This is a genomic window from Corynebacterium sp. LaCa117 (assembly GCF_046717765.1).
Taxonomy (GTDB): domain Bacteria; phylum Actinomycetota; class Actinomycetes; order Mycobacteriales; family Mycobacteriaceae; genus Corynebacterium; species Corynebacterium kefirresidentii.
The window spans coordinates 1,712,785-1,731,307 of the sequence record NZ_CP177102.1; the positions used below are offsets into that span (position 1 = coordinate 1,712,785).

Annotated in this window: 13 protein-coding genes and 1 tRNA gene; 5 read left to right on the forward strand and 9 right to left on the reverse strand. The window is 59.9% G+C overall.

Features of this window, described 5'->3' with window-relative positions; translation table 11 throughout:
- Positions 1-9: 9 nt before the first annotated feature.
- A complete protein-coding gene (typA, locus tag ACLI1L_RS08395) occupies positions 10-1,920 on the reverse strand; it encodes a translational GTPase TypA (RefSeq protein ID WP_086588097.1) in 1,911 nt (636 codons plus the stop codon).
- 227 nt (positions 1,921-2,147) lie between these two features.
- On the opposite strand from typA, the gene ACLI1L_RS08400 reads away from it, so the two are divergent.
- Genes ACLI1L_RS08400 through ACLI1L_RS08410 form a run of 3 tightly spaced genes read left to right on the forward strand, consistent with a single transcriptional unit; the run spans position 2,148 to position 4,412 of the window.
- Positions 2,148-2,924 (forward strand): hypothetical protein, encoded by a 777-nt coding sequence (locus ACLI1L_RS08400; protein ID WP_086588098.1) that lies wholly within the window; start codon positions 2,148-2,150, stop codon positions 2,922-2,924.
- Positions 2,925-3,461, forward strand: a complete 537-nt coding sequence (locus tag ACLI1L_RS08405; protein WP_411707338.1) for a DUF402 domain-containing protein — start codon at positions 2,925-2,927, stop codon at positions 3,459-3,461. It begins immediately after the preceding gene.
- 3 nt (positions 3,462-3,464) lie between these two features.
- Positions 3,465-4,412: a DUF808 domain-containing protein gene (locus tag ACLI1L_RS08410; RefSeq protein WP_411707339.1), complete on the forward strand. Its 948-nt coding sequence runs from the start codon at positions 3,465-3,467 to the stop codon at positions 4,410-4,412.
- 24 nt (positions 4,413-4,436) lie between these two features.
- On the opposite strand, the gene zupT is transcribed toward ACLI1L_RS08410, so the two are convergent.
- On the reverse strand, positions 4,437-5,234 hold the full coding sequence (gene zupT, locus ACLI1L_RS08415) for a zinc transporter ZupT (protein ID WP_086588101.1): 798 nt from the start codon (positions 5,232-5,234) through the stop codon (positions 4,437-4,439).
- A gap of 34 nt (positions 5,235-5,268) precedes the next feature.
- Positions 5,269-7,206 (reverse strand): BCCT family transporter, encoded by a 1,938-nt coding sequence (locus ACLI1L_RS08420; RefSeq protein ID WP_086588102.1) that lies wholly within the window; start codon positions 7,204-7,206, stop codon positions 5,269-5,271.
- 191 nt (positions 7,207-7,397) lie between these two features.
- Here ACLI1L_RS08420 and ACLI1L_RS08425 point away from each other — a divergent pair, with 191 nt between their 5' ends.
- Positions 7,398-8,489 (forward strand): hypothetical protein, encoded by a 1,092-nt coding sequence (locus tag ACLI1L_RS08425; RefSeq protein WP_411707340.1) that lies wholly within the window; start codon positions 7,398-7,400, stop codon positions 8,487-8,489.
- A gap of 26 nt (positions 8,490-8,515) precedes the next feature.
- Here the strand turns inward: ACLI1L_RS08425 and selB are convergent, their stop codons facing one another.
- From selB to ACLI1L_RS08440, 3 genes are all read right to left on the reverse strand, one after another.
- Entirely contained in the window at positions 8,516-10,288 is a 1,773-nt protein-coding gene (gene selB, locus ACLI1L_RS08430; protein ID WP_411707341.1) for a selenocysteine-specific translation elongation factor, read from the reverse strand.
- Positions 10,289-11,551 carry an L-seryl-tRNA(Sec) selenium transferase gene (gene selA, locus ACLI1L_RS08435; RefSeq protein WP_394286765.1) on the reverse strand — a complete coding sequence of 421 codons (1,263 nt, stop codon included), beginning with the start codon at positions 11,549-11,551 and terminating at the stop codon, positions 10,289-10,291.
- A gap of 79 nt (positions 11,552-11,630) precedes the next feature.
- A tRNA-Sec gene (locus tag ACLI1L_RS08440) sits at positions 11,631-11,725 on the reverse strand.
- 178 nt (positions 11,726-11,903) lie between these two features.
- On the opposite strand from ACLI1L_RS08440, the gene selD reads away from it, so the two are divergent.
- On the forward strand, positions 11,904-12,887 hold the full coding sequence (gene selD / locus ACLI1L_RS08445) for a selenide, water dikinase SelD (RefSeq protein ID WP_411707342.1): 984 nt from the start codon (positions 11,904-11,906) through the stop codon (positions 12,885-12,887).
- Positions 12,888-13,073: 186 nt separating this feature from the next.
- Here selD and nrfD read toward each other — a convergent pair whose 3' ends face one another.
- Genes nrfD through fdnG form a run of 3 tightly spaced genes read right to left on the reverse strand, consistent with a single transcriptional unit; the run spans position 13,074 to position 18,511 of the window.
- Complete coding sequence (gene nrfD, locus ACLI1L_RS08450; protein WP_411707343.1) at positions 13,074-14,189, reverse strand: NrfD/PsrC family molybdoenzyme membrane anchor subunit; 1,116 nt, start codon at positions 14,187-14,189, stop codon at positions 13,074-13,076.
- Entirely contained in the window at positions 14,186-15,244 is a 1,059-nt protein-coding gene (locus ACLI1L_RS08455; protein WP_023021864.1) for a 4Fe-4S dicluster domain-containing protein, read from the reverse strand. Before ACLI1L_RS08455 ends, nrfD begins: the two co-directional genes overlap by 4 nt.
- Positions 15,245-18,511 (reverse strand): formate dehydrogenase-N subunit alpha, encoded by a 3,267-nt coding sequence (gene fdnG / locus ACLI1L_RS08460; protein WP_411707344.1) that lies wholly within the window; start codon positions 18,509-18,511, stop codon positions 15,245-15,247.
- Positions 18,512-18,523: the final 12 nt, after the last annotated feature.

An 18,523-nucleotide genomic window follows, 5' to 3' on the forward strand; every position in this document is an offset into this window, starting at 1 on the left:
TGATGCTGACTACTTATTCATCTGCTTCGCGCGAGCAGCCGCACGCTTGCGGTCGGTAGCGGAAAGCTCTACCTTGCGCACGCGCAGGACGTCCGGGGCGACCTCGACGCACTCGTCGTTGCCACAGAATTCCAGTGCTTCTTCCAAGGAAAGGGTGTGTGCCTTGGCCAGGGTGACCGTGGCCTCCGCAGTAGCGGAACGCATATTGGTCAGCTTCTTTTCCTTGGTGATGTTGATGTCAATATCCTCATCACGGTTATTGGCGCCAACGACCATGCCCTCATAAGCCTCGGCGCCCGGCTCGACGAAGAAGTTGCCGCGGTCAGCCAACTGCGTCAGCGCGTACTGGGTGATCTGGCCGGTGCGGTCAGCCACCAGGGAACCGGTCGGGCGGGACTTGATATCGCCGGCCCAGACATCCAGGCCGTCAGAGATGGAGTTAGCGATACCGGCACCGCGGGTCTCGGTCATGAACTGGGTGCGGAAGCCGATGAGGCCACGGGCAGGAACGCGGAAGATCATGCGTACCCAGTCGCCCTCGCGCACATCCATGGCCTGCATCTGGCCCTTGCGGGCGGCCAGCAGCTGGGTGATAGCACCTTGGTGCTCGGACGGGGAGTCAATGGTGAGGATCTCGTATGGCTCGTAGGTCTTGCCGTCGATTTCCTTGGTCACAACCTGCGGCTTGCCAATCGTCAGCTCGAAGCCTTCGCGGCGCATGGACTCAATAAGCACGGACAGCGCCATCTCGCCACGGCCCTGGACCTCCCAAGCGTCGGGGCGCTCGGTGGGCAGCACGCGCAGGGAAACGTTACCGATGAGCTCTTGCTCCAAGCGGGCCTTGACCATACGCGCGGTGAGCTTATCGCCGCCGCCCTGGCCTGCCATCGGGGAGGTGTTCACGCCGATGGTCATGGAGATGGCCGGCTCGTCTACGGTGATGCGCGGCAAAGCCTCAGGGTGCTCCGGATCGGCGATGGTGTCACCAATCATGACGTCAGAAATGCCGGAGATAGCCACGATGTCACCGGCGATGGCTTCCTCGGCCGGCTGACGCTCGAAGCCGACGGTGCGCAGCAGCTCGGCGACCTTCACGGTCTTGGTGTGCTGGTTGCCATCCTCGTCGTAGTGGATCCAGGCCACCTGCTGGCCCTTCTTAATGCGGCCGGCGTAGATACGCAGCAGCGCGATACGGCCTAGGAAGTCGGAGGCGTCCAGGTTGGTCACGTGCGCCTGCAGTGGGGCGTCGACGGTAGCGGAAGGCTCTGGGAGGACGTTATAGATGACGTCGAAAAGCGGCTGCAGATCCTCACCCGCAGGGACGTTGCCATCGCCTGGGTTCTCGGTGGAGGCAACGCCGGCGCGGCCGGAAGCGTAGAGAACCGGCAGGTCCAGCAGCTCCTCGGCGGCGGCTGCAGCTTCCTCATCCTCCAGGCCGGCGGCGATTTCCAGCAGGAGGTCCTGGGACTCGGAGACAACCTCGTCGATGCGGGCATCCGGACGGTCAGTCTTGTTCACGCAGATAATAACCGGCAGCTTGGCTTCCAGTGCCTTGGTGAGCACGAAGCGGGTCTGCGGCAGCGGTCCCTCGGAGGCATCGACGAGCAAGACGACGCCATCCACCATGGAAATACCGCGCTCGACCTCGCCACCGAAGTCGGCGTGGCCCGGGGTGTCGATGACGTTAATAATCAGGTCCTGGCCGTCCTTGCCTAGGCCCTTGCGGTGAATGGCCGTGTTCTTGGCCAGAATGGTAATGCCGCGCTCGCGCTCCTGATCATTGGAGTCCATGACGCGGTCCGTGTGTTCACCGTGGTCACCAAAGGCGCCGGACTGCTCCAGCATGCCGTTGACCAGGGTGGTCTTGCCATGGTCAACGTGCGCGACAATGGCAACATTACGGAACTCGGTATTACTCACTAGTGGGTTACTCCTTCGGAGGATCTACAGCGCTTGCGCGCGCGAAATTGATCTTGAACGACCTCCCACGATACCCCCTTAAAGGGCCAAGCGCAGCATTGGGGTTGGCTTTACCCGGTAACGCACCGTATAGGGCGAGCGAAGATTCTTATAGATCGCAAACACACTTGACACCTCCCTAGCTATCACTATCGTTACTTTAGGTACTATTGTTACGATTGTGACTAATGGGGTTTGAATGCCCTGACCGAGACCGCACCCAAGGAATTGATAACGTGAGCAACGCCCGCACCACCTGGCGCCTATCCGGCCGCATCGGTTATATTTCCGCCGCCACGGCCGCGCTCATCGGCCTCGCCTCCCCACTCGTCGCCCCAGCGCAAGCATCTGCACCAGACCTTTCTTCCCTGGTGCAGCAGGCTTCTTCCCATAGCCCCCTCGACGAGCTAGGCCGCCCCAATCAGGAAACCCAAGATCGCATCCGCGCCTTCGCGGCTCAACCGTGGATTCCAGAAGATGCCCGCAACGCCATCCTATCCGGCCTCGCATTCTTCGCCGGCGGCGGCGATGGCAAGGGCGGCGTGGCTATGCCGGAGGGCAATAACCCGAATTTCCGCCAGTTTTATTGGCCCACGGTCTCCGCGCATTGCATCGGCGGCACCAGCGATGCCATGGGCTCGGCCATTGCCGTACCTGGCCCCACGGAAATGCCGGCACCCGGCGCAAAACCGGGCGAAACCGTCTTCCTCTTTACTGCTCTTGGTACTCCTCCGGCCGCGCGCGAGCAGGGCGGAATGAATGTGCAGTGGTTCAACCTCGATACCCTGCGCAGCGGCATCACCCCGCTGAATAACAACGGCATCAACCAGGATGGCCCCACTACCTTGTCCGGCACCGCCCAGACCGGCAAGGGTACCGTTATCGCGCTTCTATCCGGCGGCGTTAAAACCCAAGAGTCCCACTGCAAATTCGCCCCCACTGCCGCTTTCCTTGAGGTGAAGTAAATGGCGGCGGACCTCCATCCGGTCAAGCGCGAGACCTTTAATACCACCGATTACACCAATACCGACCCCAAAGGTTTCCTGCGCGAGGTCGATACCTACGCCGAAACCGAGTTTGGTCTGTACATGGCCCGCGGCGCCGATCACCCACGCTTTGGTTACCTAGAATCGTGGCTGCTACCCGGCCTTAACCTGCGTGCCAATATCTTTCACTTCCGTCCGGGCGTAGACGTCCACCAGGATTTTTATATCGACGTTGCCGAAATTCAGCGCGATGGTGAGGTCTGGACCACCCGCGATCTTTATGTGGACCTGGTCGCAACGAGCGGCGAGCCCATTTCCGTGCTCGATATTGATGAGCTCTCTGCCGCCACCTCCGCTGGCTTGATTACTGCCGAGGAGGCAGAAAAAGCGATCGACACCACCCTAACCGCAGTGGAAGGCATTACTCGCAGTGGTGACGATGCGATGGCTTGGTTGGCACATCAAGGGATAAACTTGACGTGGTCCGATGACATTACCCTAACCCCAGAAGGATAATTTATGGCCGGTGGCCTATTTGCGCTGCTTGACGACGTCGCTTTGATCGCCCGCTCCGCTGCTTCCAGCGTTGACGATGTGGCCGCACTCGCGGGCAAGACCTCGGTAAAAGCCGCTGGTGTTGTAGTCGATGATGCCGCGGTAACCCCGCAATACGTCGAAGGGATTAAGCCGCAGCGCGAGCTGCCGATGATTTGGCGCATCACCAAGGGCTCGCTTATCAATAAGCTCGTTATCATCTTGCCCATCGCGATGATCCTCTCCTGGATCGCGCCGTGGGCACTCACACCTATCTTGATGTGCGGCGGTACCTACCTTTGCTTCGAGGGTGCCGAGAAAATCTTGCACCACCTTCTTCCCCACCGAGAGAAAGAAACCGAGTCGGTGCAAGAAAAGGGTGCCGACGCCGAAGACAGCTTGGTCAAGTCCGCGATTACCACTGACCTCATCTTATCCTCTGAAATCATGGTCATTTCCTTGAACGAGGTCATCGACCAGCCGTTCTGGATACGCCTCGGAGCCCTCATTTTCGTCGGCATCATATTGACCTTGGGTGTCTACGGTGCCGTGGGCCTATTGGTCAAGATGGACGATATTGGCATAGCCTTAAATGAGCGCCACAATGGCAAATCCACGGTGGGCAACGCGCTGGTCAAGGGCATGCCCATTGTGCTCGATATTATCGGCGTCATCGGTACCGCCGCGATGCTATGGGTCGGCGGCCATATCGTGGTCAAGGGCTTGCACGAATTCGGCATGAATCAGCCACACGAATTCATCGCTTCCGTGACCGAAAAGATTTCTAATGGCGCCCTGGCCTGGCTGGCAGAGACCGGCATGTCCATGGTTTGCGGACTGGTTCTCGGCACGGTCATCGCCACCATCGTCATGGCGGTCAAGGCCTCCTTTGGCAAGTCCTCGGCCTCCTCTGCCAAGCAGGCGGAGGCTTAGGCTTAAATCACCGCAGCCCAGCAGCTACATAAATAGCATGAGCGACACCGCCATTACGGCCATGCCGGCGATCAGGCCATAAATGGCGTGGTGATGCTCGCCGGTTTCTTCGGCGGTGGGCAAAAGCTCATCCAGTGAGATAAAGACCATGATGCCGGCGATGGCGGCGAAGCTGATTCCCATCGTGGCCGGCCCTATAACCGGCATGAGAATGCCGAAACCAATGAGTGCGCCAATCGGCTCCGCCAGTCCAGACAAGGTGGCCCACCAGAAGGCCTTCGTGCGTGATCCGGTTGCCTCCCGCAGCGGGACGGCCACCGCGATGCCTTCCGGGATATTGTGAATGGCAATTGCCACCGCCACCGGCACCGCGATTTCCTTAGATTCTAGGCCGGATAAGAAGGTGGCGAATCCTTCCGGAAAATTGTGCAGGCCCAGTGCGCAGGCGGTAAATACGCCAGTTTTCATCAGCTTTTTGCGTCGTGCCTCTTCGGCCGTCGTAGCCGGCTCATGGGGGTTGATCTCTTCCGGCACGAGCCGGTCAATGATGGCAATGACGGCGATGCCAGCAAAGAAGGCGCCGACGGCGGCCCAAGTGCCGGCGACTTCGCCCCCGAGGGCGTCGGAAAGCTGAGACATGCCTTCGGGGAGAATCTCCATGAAGGAGACGTAGAGCATGACACCGGCCGAAAGACCTAGGGCTGCAGCCATGAAAGCCGGACCTGGCTGCCGCTTGCCCACCGCCAAGGCTCCGCCAATCGAGGTCGATAGCCCCGATAGCAGCACCAAGGCGAAGGCGAAAGCAAAGGTACTAAGAGTCATAGCTGGCACCCTACCTGATAATAATTATCAGGTATTAACCCTCATCCTTGTCCTCAGGCACAGGGGAGATAAATTCGCCATTCTTGATAGAAGGATCATTGTCCACGTACTCGCCTGTCTCGTAGTCATAGCCCACAGCGTGGCCTTCCTCGTCCGTGCGCGCGTACCAATCGGTCACCTCTGCTGCAGTGGAGTTGAAGTGCGCGCCCGTTGCATAGTCCCCCTCCGTCGGTTCAATGGACAAGGCAAAGTTATCACCATAATCGCGCACGCCACGCACAATCGCATTAGAAACCGCCTCATCCTCGTAGAAGTGACGGATAGAGATTGGATCATGGCGCAGCTCGCGCACCAGCGCGATACACATAAGCACAATGATGACCGCAAATGGCAGAGAGGTAATCGTAATAAGATTCTGCAGGCCCTGCAGCGCATTGCGTCCGCCAGCGAGCAAAATGACCACGGCGATGCCGGCCATGCACACCACCCAAAAGACGGTAACAATAGGGTTTGGCTTGGGGTTACCCCGCTGCGTGAGCTGCGAGTTCACAATGGATGCGGAGTCCGCCGTGGTAATGAAGAAGACAACCAGCATGAGAATGACAATGGGTGCCATCCACTCAGCACCTGGGAAATGGTCCAGGACCTTAAAGAAGATATCTTCTGCCGCCGGCATAGAGTCAATGGTGCCGTCCGGGGCGATATCGCCATCGCGGCGCTGCAGCCAAATGGTGGTGCCACCAAGGACGGTAAAGGCAGCAACAATGATGGCCGATGGAATAAGCAGCACGCCAAGCACGAATTGGCGGATGGTACGCCCGCGCGAAATCTTGGCTACGAAAACACCCACAAATGGTGACCACGATACCCACCAAGCCCAGTAGAAGGTGGTCCATGAGGAGAGGAATTCCACCATATCTTCGCCTTCGCCCATATTGGCAGAGAGCATCTGCGGCATTTCATCGAGATACTCAATCACCACTGCCGGCAACATGTTGATCAAGAAAGCGGTGGGACCTACCACGAAGAAGAACAGCGCCAGCGCAAGCGCTAGCACAAGGTTGATATTTGAGAGCCAACGAATGCCCTTAGCCACGCCCGAAACGGCCGAAAAAATCGTGCCGATAGACAGCACCACGATAATGACCAGCGCCGCAGTATTGCCGGTGGTGGACCAGCCGCTAACCAATTCCACGCCGCGGCCGATCTGCAGCGCACCAATGCCCAAGGTCGCGGCGGTACCAAAGAGCGTGGCAATAATGGCCAGGCCGTCGATGATGCGCGCCGGCAGGGAATCTGTAGAGCGATTGCCAAAAAGCGGCATCAAAATGGAACTCATCAGGGGAACGCGGCCGCGGCGGAAAGACACATAGGCCACGCACAAGCCCACGATGGCATAGATTGCCCAAGCATTAAATCCCCAGTGCATGGCGGCCTGAGCCATTGCCCCAAGCACGGCTTCATCGCTAGCTGCCTCGTACGCGCCTGGCCGCGGCGAAAGGTAGTAGCTCAGCGGTTCGAAGGGTCCGAAGAAGATAATGCCGATACCAATGCCGGCACCAAAGAGCATCGCAGCCCAGCTCACCGTGGAAAACTCTGGCTTCTCCCCATCGAGCCCCAGTGGAATCTTGCCGTACTTGGAAAAGGCCAAGATGAGGAGCAAAAACATCAGGAACGTAGCCAAGGCAGTAAAAATCCAACCCAAGTTGCGCATTACCCAATCCAGCGCGGCCGAAGAGGCATCAAAGACTTGCTCGGGCGCAACCACACCCCAAATGACGAAGGCCATGACTAGGCCGCCGACCGCCACGAGGATCGGCTTATCCACTCCATATTTAACCTTCTGATCCTCAATGGAAACGCCCGGCACCAGCGCAGGGTGGATATTATGCGGGTACATAATGTCTTTGAGAATGCGCTTGGCGTTGCGGGTGCGTTTTTTACTTTCTTCCGAGCTATTTACCCCGCGCACAGGGCGGGATGAAGAAGACGGTGAAGAAGAGATGGTTCTACTCCTATTCTATTTTCAGGCGTCACTTTGAAAGAGATGTCTACACATTAATAGAAACTCGCTGGATATAAAGCTGGCGTCAGCCTTACCCCCATATGCGTAAAATAGGTCCAGCATTGTTTACCGGCCTTTAACCTTGGGAGTGACTTTCTATGGCGCTTTACCCGCTCGCGACTAGTTACTTCGGCGTGGAGCATGTCGCAGTCCTTGAGCACCCCGTGCTGGGCACCGCGTTGAGTATCCCCGGCGTGTCCGAGCATGCAGCGCTTGTCGATGTCTCCCTAGAGCCCGATACCTACACCAACGGCTGGCGCATCCGCTCAGACTTCGGCTTCTTAGGTTTTTTGGACGAAGTCGAAGCCGCGGCGTACCCCGCCCTAGAGCGTTTGAAAAACTCATTTGCCCAGCCACAGACTATTGCCACAGTGGAAGTAGTTGACGGCGAGGTGGAGATTGCCGTGTCCCTTGGCTTGTGGCCGTGGATGGTTCCGGTCAATGACCAGCCCCAAGGAACCGCGCTGCTTGCCGGAGGACGAGGCGTGCTTATCGACGTCGCCGCCGGCGACCTTTCCTCACCCCAGCTTCAGTGCATGGGTACGCAACAATTCTTCGTTACCCTGGAAGACCTTTCCGGTACGGCTGTGGCTACCTGCGACGATATGGTTCTCGGCCCCTGCGGCGATATCGCCTCGCTGCCTGGTCTGCGTGCCGCATTCGAGGCTGCTAGTGCCTCCGGAGCGGGGCTGTCCGCCCGTGCCTACACGAGCCACGGCATGCTTGCAGTCGATATCCCCGCCGATACCGCCACCACCGAGGAAATCTTCTCCCCCGCCGTCCCACCATTGCGCGTGCCTGCTCCCCAACCTGCGATTCCTGCCGCCGCGCCCGCATCCATGCCCACGCCGCCCGAAGTCTGGGATCAAACAGTATCCGGCGAGACCATCGTCACTGCACTTCCCACGGGCTCGCGTCGTCCGCAAGGACCGCACGCGCAGCCAGCCGCACCCGCTGCGCCTTCCCAGCCAGCTTCGCTACAACAAACTGCTCACTCGGCCACGCCGCCTAAAGCCAGCGCCAAGCTTGCAGATTTGGTCTCCTCTGTCCCAGGCGAGCAGAGTTTTAGTTGGCGCGTGCTCCCGGTAGCCGAGGAACCAGGCCGTTATTCTTCCGAATCCGCGCGCGTGCGGGCTCGGCGCGTAGCACGCGAGACTTCCCACCACCGCGGAGGAAACCACCGCAAATAGCTACCGGCCCCGCCAAAGTGTCCTTGCTAGCGCAAGGTTCTGCAGCCTCCCTCCCCGCGGCGAGTAATCCGCTGGGCATCTAAATATTCCAGGAGCGGAATGGCTACCCGTCGCGTCGTCCCCAAGGCCCGGCGGGCAGCAGAAAGCGTGAAGGGCTGTTCCAGCTCGGCCAAGTGCCGGCGCGCTTCCTCTGGCGCCGAGGGCAAAAGCACAATGCCGTGCTGAAGACGCAACAGGCGCCCGGCGCGCTCAGCGGCAGCAAGCTCCTTGGTACCCAGGCCCAGCTCCGCTAAATCATCTGCCTCCGGTGCCGCAAAAGGTGCTGCTTTAAGTCTCTCCTCGAGAGCAGCAATGCCCTGCTCAGCCGCGCCGAGCTCCACCCGTTGCCCAGGCAAGCGCAGCACTCCCTCACTGCTTTCTGCTTTCGCAGCGGCAATCGCAAGCCCTAGTAATCCTTCGTCGCGCAGGCCGAGGGCATCCATGGCCGCTTTGCGAGGCATTCCCGGTGCCAAGGGATGTGCGGCAGCGTGGGCATGCAGAGCATCGTTGAGTGCTTCCTTCCACCGCGTTACCTGGGAAGCGGCTATCCACCACTCGCGGAAGGCGATGATGCCTGCCGGTGGCGCGGCAGTATCGAAGCCATCGCGGGCGAGGTCATCCAAGCGGGCGTAGCCGACGCGCCGCAGATAGGAGGCAGGATCCCTAAATGACTCCTGCGCGCTGAGTTCTTCTGCGCGGCGGCGGGCTGCACCGCGACGGTTAAGCTCCGGCGGGCGGAGATCTACTGCTTCTACCCCGGCGACGACGTGGCGGCCGCCGGGGCTGCGGACGACGAAGCGGTCGAGGAGTCGAAGGGGCAGCGGGTGGGCCAAGCTAAGGCGCGCGAAATCGGGCGAAAGGGGCCGCAAGTGGCCCTCTACCCCGGCGGTACCGGTGTGGACGACGAGGTTATCTGGCAGCCCATCGAGCTCGGCGCCAAAGGTGCGGCGAATATCGAGGTGCTCCACCAGGCGCCATGCGCCTGGGCTCAGCGCTACGTCGCCGCGGTGTATCTCGGCGGCATCCACGCCCCGCAAGTTGACGGCCGCGCGGGTGACAGGGCCAAGGGATTCCTGTGCGCGATTTTCGCTGTGCAGTCCCCGAATCTCCACCGTCTTTTCGCCCTCAGCTGTCACCACTTGCAGGCTATCGCCTACGCGCAAGCTGCCCGCGGCGAGTGTTCCGGTGACCACGGTGCCCGCTCCCTTTACGCTAAACGCACGGTCGACCCACAGGCGCACTGGGGCTGTCGGATCGGGAGCAGGTACTTCAGCAAGCACATCATCCAGCGCCCGCCGCAGCTCTGCAATGCCTTCGCCGGTAGGGGCGGAGACGGGGATAATGGGGGCGTCGGCAAGCGGGGTATCTGCCAGCTCCGCACGGATCTCGGCGGTGCGATCCACGGTGGCGCGGTCGCTGCGGGTAAGAGCGATAATGCCATGCTCTACGCCCAGTGCGCGCAAGGCATCGCGATGATCGGTGGACTGGGCTTGCCACCCCTCATCAGCTGCCACCACGAAAAGGACCACTGGGGCCGGGCCCACGCCGGCAAGCATATTGCCCAAGAATTTTTCATGGCCAGGCACGTCCACGAAAGCCACATCTGCACCAGAGGGCAAGGTGGTCCAGGCAAATCCTAGGTCAATGGTGAGCCCACGGCGCTTTTCTTCTTCCCACCGGTCCGGGTCCATCTCCGTAAGTGCGCGCACCAGGGTGGACTTGCCATGATCCACGTGGCCGGCGGTGGCAACGACGTACACCTAGCCCACCGCCTTAATAGCGGCAATGACCATGGCGTCTTGTTCTGCGGGAACGCAGCGGATATCCACTAAGCAGCTGCCCTGATGCACGCGGGCTACCACCGGTGGTTCGTGGTGGCGAAGCGCTTCCGCAAAGTGTTCGGGCAGGCTAACCGCGAAACCAGATAGCGGGTATTCGGGCGCCCCGCCACCGCCTACGCGGCCATCGTGGGGCACTACGCGCGCACCGACTGCCTCCGCTATCGCTTCCGTGCGTGCGCGATGGGTCTCTCTGGCCAGATGCAATGCATCCTGCACCGCATTCGAAGGCGTGGAAATTGCGGCCTCCAAGGCGTTGAGGCGCAGCTTGTCTATACGCACGGCGCGCGCGAGTGGGTGCTTTTTCACCGCAGCAATCGCCTCCTTGGTACCGAGCAAAATTCCTGCCTGCGGGCCGCCGAGTAGCTTATCGCCGGAGGCAATGACGATATCGGCGCCGGCGCGCAGCTGGGCCTGAATATCTGGTTCCTCCGGCAATGCGGGATCATGATTTAGCAAACCAGAACCCAGGTCCACAATGAGCCGCGTATGGTGCTGCGCTGCTAGGCGGTGCAGCTCATCCACCCCGACTGCAGAAGTAAAGCCCTCAATGCGGAAATTGGAGGGGTGTACCTTCAAAATGGCGCCGGTATTTTCCCCCAGCGCGCGCTCATAGTCGGCCAGATGCGTGCGATTAGTCGCGCCGACCTCCTTGAGGCGCGTGGCCGTAGACTCGATGAGCTCCGGCAAACGAAAGCCCGCACCGATCTCAATAAGTTCGCCGCGCGAAATGATGACGTCTTTGCCCGGGGCGAGTGCGGCAGTGGCTAAAAGCAAGGCACTGGCACCGTTATTGACCACGAGGGCATCTTCTGCACCGGGACAGGCGGCGAGCAGCGCAGCCGTGGCGCCAGCTCCGCGGCTTTTCGAGCGCTTGCCGGAATCAAGGTCCATTTCCACGTCGGTATAAGAGGCGGCGTCATGAAGGGCCTCTACTGCGGCTCCCGGAAGAGGGGCGCGCCCTAAGTTGGTATGGATGATGACGCCGGTGGCGTTGATGACCGGCCGCAGGGAATGCACCCGCTTCTGCCCCAGGCGCTGCGCAATTTCTGTGGGGATATCGTTGATAGGCAGCTCGCCGCGGCGTGCTTGGGCAACCGTGCGCTGAACAATTGCACGAATGGTGTGCTCGGCAAGTCGCTGTCGCTCGGCTTCTACTTCTGGCAGCTGGAGCAGCTCATCCATGCGGGGAATATTCCGACGGGGATCGGGGCGGGCTGCAGGGGTGGGCGTGGGCACTGTGGCATTCCTCCTTGCGCGCGAGTGGCGGAGACGGACAGGAATCGAACCTGCCAGACCGAGATGCTCGGCCTCACCGGTTTTGAAGACCGGGGCGCCCACCAGGACACGTACGCCTCCGTGTGCTCACCTTACACGCGCATTCCCTGGTACCAATACACCTGTCACCCCTACGTCTACCAAGCCCCTCGAAGGCGAAAACTCAGCGCCCTCTGCCCTATCGCCACACGTCGCCACAAGCGGTTTCCCGCCCTAGCTTTGCAGCCAGATAATCTCTGGAGATGAGTAAAATGGCGCTATGACCGAAGATATTAAACTCACCTCTTTCGCCGCAGGCGGCGGTTGCGCCTGCAAGATTCCCGCTGGCCAGCTTGAGTCTGCCGTCGAGGGCCTGATGGGCAAGGCCGACCCTAATGTACTGGTGGGCCTAGATGATGGCGATGATGCCGCGGCCGTCAAAATCCAGGATGGTCTAGCAGTTATTTCCACCGCGGATTTTTTCACCCCGATGCTCAATGACCCCTACGATTGGGGGCGAGTGGCTGCGGCCAACGCGCTTTCTGATGTCTATGCCATGGGCGGCACCCCCGTTACCGCCATCAACCTCGTAGGCTGGCCCAATGAAAAGCTCGGACTCGACGTGCTGCGCGAGGTCTTGCGCGGCGGCATGGACATAGCCACCGAAGCCGGCATCTCTGTTACCGGCGGCCATTCCATTACCGCCCCTGAACCGCTCTATGGCATGGCCGCCACCGGTATCGTCGCGCCCGAAAAGCTCATGCGCAATGACGCCGCCGAGCCCGGCCTGCCCATTACCCTCACCAAGCCCATCGGCGTAGGCATCCTTAACAATAAACACAAGGCCACCGGCGAGGTATCCCAAGCCGCAGTCGATTCCATGACCACCTTGAACCGCGAGGCCGCCCGTGCCGCGGTGGAGGCGGGCGTGCGTGCGGCCACCGATGTCACCGGCTTCGGCCTGCTCGGCCACCTTTATAAGATGTGCCGCGCCTCTGGCATCGCCGCGGAGCTCGACTTTTCCGCAGTGCCCACCATCGACGGCGCGAAAGAGGCCTTGGCGGAAGGATTCATCCCCGGCGGCTCCCGCCGCAACCTCGACTGGGTACGCCCGCACCTGGAAACCTCCTTGAGCGAGGAAGAGCTGGTGCTGCTTGCCGACGCCCAAACTTCCGGCGGCCTCCTCCTTATCGGCGAGGTCCCCGGCTACCCCGTCATCGGCCACACCACCGAGCGCACTGGCGATGCTTATATCAAGGCCTAAAATTTCTCCTCCCCAGCGCCCCTAGCCGCGCTGGGGTTGATGGGGTGTGCAACCGAGGGGGCATCGCCAAGCGCATGCTCCCCTCCCCTTCGGGTCCACCGACCGGCAGTTTTATTGCTCCGCAGCCGAGCAGCAACGCAGGGAAGATATCGGCGCGGAACTCGCTCCCGCCCTACGGGAGGTGGACTAGTCCGGGCTCACTACATCGTGGTCGAGACCCTGCTCGCGCCGGCGCTTTTCCGCCCGGCGCTTTTGCGGCCCGATGGTAGTCTCCGGATTCTTCACTGCTTCTAGGCCGGCGTTGAGCACACCAAAGCGGGTGCACGCCGATCCCGCCAACAACGATAGCCCCGCGGCCACCGATACCGCGCGGGACTTTGTGGCCGCAGCCAGCATGCTCCCCACGCCACCGGCCGCAATGAGGTATTCCGAAGCCTTCATCAGCGTGCCCGGCTTTCCCTCGTGCAGTGCTTGGCGCGGTTCAGGCTCCATGCCTTCTTCCAAGACCTTGGTCGCCGCTAGATCGCTGGCCGCGGCGGCCATGCCCAACACGCGGGCAGGACCTGCGTGCTCGACCGGAGTCGTCACCATAGCCATTCCCGATGACGCCGCCGCTGCCGAGGAAACAAAGACATACGGCAGGTGCTTTTTCATGTCATTCCACACCGGGTTCGAGGTATTCGACAGCAATACCGCGGTATACCCCGCCAGCGGACCACCGAGCACTCCCGCGACTGCGCCAGCTGGTCCAGCCGCTTTCTGCAGCGCCGTGCGCACGAACTTAGGCAGGGGCAGCTTATGCCCAGTCGCTGCATCCACTTCCGCTGCGGCCGGCAGCGCGGCCGCGCTCGCAAAGCCCGACAGGATCCACGATCCCAGAGACATCGGCGAGGTCACCTTGAAGACGCGGAACATATTCAGCGCGCGCTCCGGGCGGCCCAAATCCAGAATCAAAAAGACTGATCCCGCGGCCGCCGCGCCAAAGGCAGAAAGGCGGGTGGTGCGACGCAGCGGTGCATTGCCGACGGCCTGTGCGCCGGCGGCCAAAAGCCCCGATCCGCCACTGACGCCGCCCAAGAAGAGATACGCACCGATTGGCCATTCCCACGGCGGCGCCTTAACCACTGGCCGGCCGTAGTAGGACGAGAACTCGAAATCCTGCGCCATGCGCTCTTCTTTGGAACCATCCTGCGCGCCCGCGCCTGGGCGCTTGCGCTTCTTTTTAGGCTTGGTGCCATCAAATTTCCGGTAGCGATTACGACGCTCCGGCTGCGGCGGGCGGTACTCATCAAAGTTGCTCATTTACGTCCCCCAATCAGGAAGGAACCGGCCACGGCCAGCGCCATACCGCCGATAGCCTTCACTGCGGTCTTATACATCTGCGGCAAATCCGCCGTCGGCACGCGTGGATCAGGCGGAAGCCCATAGACCTCTGGCGAATCCAAAAGCAAGAAGATGGAACCGGTTCCGCCAACACCATCGTCTTGATTAGCACCATAAAGCCGGGCTTCAGTAATCCCCTGCTCGTGCAGTACCCGCACACGTTCCTTGGCGGCGGCCACCATCTCCTCATAAGGGCCAAACTGGATGGAATCCGTCGGGCAGGTCTTAGAACACGCTGGCTGCTCGCCTTGCTTCAAGCGGTCATAGCACATAGTGCACTTTTGGGCCACGCCCAAGTTCTTGATCGGCATCGCCTCGCCCGGTGTATGGTCCGGGCCTTGCGGGGCAAGCTGCTTGAGCTTTTTCAACACGTTGACGCCAGCATGGGAATTATCCACGTAATCCACCGTGGCGGTCTTGTCATATTTCAGCGCCACACCGCCATCATCGCGGCGTTCAATGACACCGAACGGGCAACCGGCTACGCAGGTACCGCAGCCATTGCACACGTCATCTTGCACCACCACAGTGCCAAATTCGGTGCGAAACAGTGCGCCGGTAGGACAGACATCGAGGCAACCTGCATGCGTGCAGTGCTTGCAGACATCCGAGGACATCAGCCACCGGAAGGTATCGGTATCCGGCGGAGTGGTATCAACTTCCTGCGGCTGCGCCCCGACCGAAGGCATGCCCAAAGAAATGAGCTTCTTTCCCTCCTCGCGGGCGTGCTCGATACGGTCATTATTTTGTTCAACGAAGGCCACGTGCCGCCAAGTATTAGCTCCCAGCGCACCGGTGTTGTCATAGGAATCACCGGTGACGTCATAGCCTTCTACCGGATTGCGGTTCCACTCCTTGCACGCCACCTCGCAGGCCTTACAACCAATACAAATGGAGGTATCGGTAAAAAAGGCCATGCGTCGGTACTTATCGTAGCCGTGCCGGCTCGCGTTCTCGGTCAGTAGATTTGTCATTTACTTACCTTCTTCGCTTTCCTCGCCCTTCTCGCCGGGCGTGTCCGCATCCACGGGCTGCTGCGGCTCTGGGTTATAGGTGAAGGAATCATCCACGGTGAGTAGATCATTGCCGGAATCTAGGTTCAGGTGCGCACGCTTCTGGTACTCCTTGAGCATCTCCACACGGGCCTCACCACGAGGACGACGCCCCGGCTGGATATCGCAGGCGCCGATCTTGGAATTCTGAATGAATACATTCGGCTCCAGCGTAAGGCCCAGCAAATCATTGGCACCATCGCCAGCTACGGCTGTGGAATCGGACTCGCCATAGTGATACGGCAAACCGATTTGGTGGAACTCCTCACCATTGATCTTCATCATCTGCATGCGGTCAGTGACCAAGACCTGCGCCTCAATCACGCCGCGAGGCGAGATGATCGTGGCCCACTTACCATTTTCCAGCCCGCGCTTTTCCGCCAAAGCCTTATCAACCTCGCAGAATAGGCCCGGCTGCAGCTCCGCCAGATACGGCAAGCGGCGTGACATCGCACCCGAGGTGTACATCTCCGTCAAACGATAAGTGGAGAACACGAATGGGAACACCTCCGCGCCAGGTTCGCCTGGCTCTGGGCGCGACAGGTTATCTGGCCGCTTAATGGTCAGACGCGTCGGCGATTGCTGCTGCTTGTACAGCACATTGTGTACCGGGGACTCGTGCGGCTCATAGTGGGTGGGCAAGGGGCCGTCGGAAAGCCCGGTCGGTGCAAAGAGCCAACCGCGGCCATCAGCCTGCATGATGAAGGCATCGGTGCCATCGAGGGCGTCCGGCCCCACGGCGTCGACCGGAGCCTTGTAGTCAGGGGCTTTAGTAACCGGGAAGTCCGGTACATCATCGCCAACCCACTTCCCCTGGTCAGCATCCCACCACACATACTTCTTGCGCTCCGACCACGGAGTGCCATCCGGCTTCGCCGAAGCACGGTTGTAGAGCAGGCGGCGGTTTGCTGGCCACACCCAACCCCACTCCGGGGCTACTTCATTCTGTTCCGACCCAGGAACCTTGCGCGCGGATTGATTAATACCATCCTTGAACACGCCAGTGTAGATCCAGCAGCCACCCGAGGTGCTGCCATCATTTTTCATCTCCACGAAGGCAGGCAAAAGCTCGCCCTTCTTCGGGCCCTCAAGGTAATAACCGTTGATCTCCTTGAGGACGTCCTCAGAATTCGGCTCGCCTTCCTCGGTTTCCACATAATCCCACGTGACCTTCTGCAAAGGCAGATCACGCGGATCAGTGGAATCGCGCAGACGCTCCTTAATCTTCTTGCCCAACTGGTAGAAGAACCACAGGTCACTCTTGGCATCACCTGGCGGCGGTGCCGCCTGGAAACGCCATTGCAACATGCGCTGCGTCTGGGTAAAGGTTCCCGCCTTTTCCACGTGGGTGGCCGCCGGCATCAAGAAAACCTCGGTACCGATATCTTCGGTCTTAAGCTCGCCGTTTTTAATCTCCGGCGAATCCTTCCAGAACGAGGCAGTCTCAATCTCCTGGAAATCGCGCACAACCAGCCATTTAAGCGCCGCCAAGCCACGGCGCTGCATGCCGCCATTAGACTGCGCCACTGCCGGATTCTGGCCGAAGACAAAATAGCCTTCCACCTGCTCATCCAGCATTGCCATGAGCGTTTCATAGGTCGAATGCGCACCAGAAATACGTGGCATGAGGTCATAACCCCACCCGTTTTCCTTGGTCGCTGCATCGCCCCAGTAGGACTTCATCAGCGAGACCGCATAGTTCTCTCCGATCTGCCAGAAGCCCTTCTGCGACTCATTGCGGATGCCATCTACATACTCAGGCCAGCTTTGCTTATCGACGCCCGGCATAGGCAAATACCCCGGCAGGGAGTGGAACAGGGTCGGAATATCAGTAGACCCCTGAATAGACGCGTGTCCACGCAACGCCATAATGCCCGAGCCTGGTCGGCCCACATTACCGGTCAGCAGCTGCAAGATTGCTGCGGTACGGATGAACTGTGCGCCCAAAGTGTGCTGAGTAAAGCCCAAAGCATAAGCAAAGCACGTGGTGCGATCCGGCGTGGAATTCCGCGCGATCGACTCCGCTAGGTAATAGAAGTCCTCCTGCGCAATACCGCAGGTCTCCTCCACTATCTCAGGCGTATAGCGTGCATAATGGCGCTTGAGAATCTGGAAGACCGAATTCGGATGCTCCAGCGATTCATCGCGTTCCACATTCCACGACGCACCCTCGGGCTTCTGCACGTACTGCCACGAATCCGTAACGTATTTTCCGGTCTCTGGGTCATAGCCAGAGAACAAACCATCTAGATCCTCGGTGTCTTGGTAGTCCTCCGAGATAATCATCGGCGCATTGGTATACGCCACCACATAGTCATGGAAGTACAGCTCATTTTCCAGCAGATAGTTAATCACTGCACCCAATAGCACTACATCCGTGCCGCCGCGAATACCAATATGGCGATTCGCAAACGCGGACGTACGCGTATAGCGCGGATCCACGTGAATAACGCGTGCACCACGCTTTTTGGCCTCCACTACCCACTGGAATCCCACTGGGTGGCACTCGGCCATATTAGAACCCTCAATGACGATGCAGTCCGCATTCGCCATATCCTGCAGCGGTTGGGTTGCGCCGCCGCGGCCAAACGAAGTTCCTAGACTAGGAACGGTGGCAGAGTGTCATATGCGAGCCTGGTTCTCAAGCTGTATCGCACCGGCTGCGGTAAACAGTTTCTTAATGAGGTAATTTTCCTCATTATCCAAGGTCGCACCGCCCAAACCGGCGATGCCCATCGTGCGATTGAGGGTGCGCCCCTCATCGTCGACATCCTGCCAACCGTTGCGACGCGCCTCCAAGAAACGATCCGCAATCATCTCCATCGCGGTATCTTCATCAAGATCCTGCCACTCCGAAGAGTAAGGCGCGCGATATTTAATCTTGGTCAGGCGCGTAGCAGAGTTAATGAGCTGCTCCGACGCAGATCCCTTCGGGCACAAGCGCCCACGAGAAATGGGCGAATCCGGATCACCCTCTACCTGGATGACACGGTCATCTTTGACATACACGCGCTGCGAGCAACCGACCGCACAGTACGGGCACACTGACTGCACCACGCGGTCCGCTTCCACGGTGCGTCCATGTTTATCCTTGCTCTTTTGAGACTGCGTATTGACGTCCCTGCCAAAGGGATCGCCGCTACGCAGCTGGCGCACAACTGGCCAGTTGAGAGGGCTAAAGCGAGACATATCCATAAATCT

Coding starts and splice junctions, on each gene's coding strand:
- ACLI1L_RS08425 (WP_411707340.1), top strand. CDS start 7,398: ATGGCGCTTTACCCGCTCGCGACTAGTTACTTCGGCGTGGAGCATGTC.
- ACLI1L_RS08400 (WP_086588098.1), top strand. CDS start 2,148: ATGGGGTTTGAATGCCCTGACCGAGACCGCACCCAAGGAATTGATAAC.
- ACLI1L_RS08405 (WP_411707338.1), top strand. CDS start 2,925: ATGGCGGCGGACCTCCATCCGGTCAAGCGCGAGACCTTTAATACCACC.
- ACLI1L_RS08410 (WP_411707339.1), top strand. CDS start 3,465: ATGGCCGGTGGCCTATTTGCGCTGCTTGACGACGTCGCTTTGATCGCC.
- zupT (WP_086588101.1), bottom strand. CDS start 5,234: ATGACTCTTAGTACCTTTGCTTTCGCCTTCGCCTTGGTGCTGCTATCG.
- selD (WP_411707342.1), top strand. CDS start 11,904: ATGACCGAAGATATTAAACTCACCTCTTTCGCCGCAGGCGGCGGTTGC.
- selA (WP_394286765.1), bottom strand. CDS start 11,551: ATGGATGAGCTGCTCCAGCTGCCAGAAGTAGAAGCCGAGCGACAGCGA.
- nrfD (WP_411707343.1), bottom strand. CDS start 14,189: ATGAGCAACTTTGATGAGTACCGCCCGCCGCAGCCGGAGCGTCGTAAT.
- ACLI1L_RS08455 (WP_023021864.1), bottom strand. CDS start 15,244: ATGACAAATCTACTGACCGAGAACGCGAGCCGGCACGGCTACGATAAG.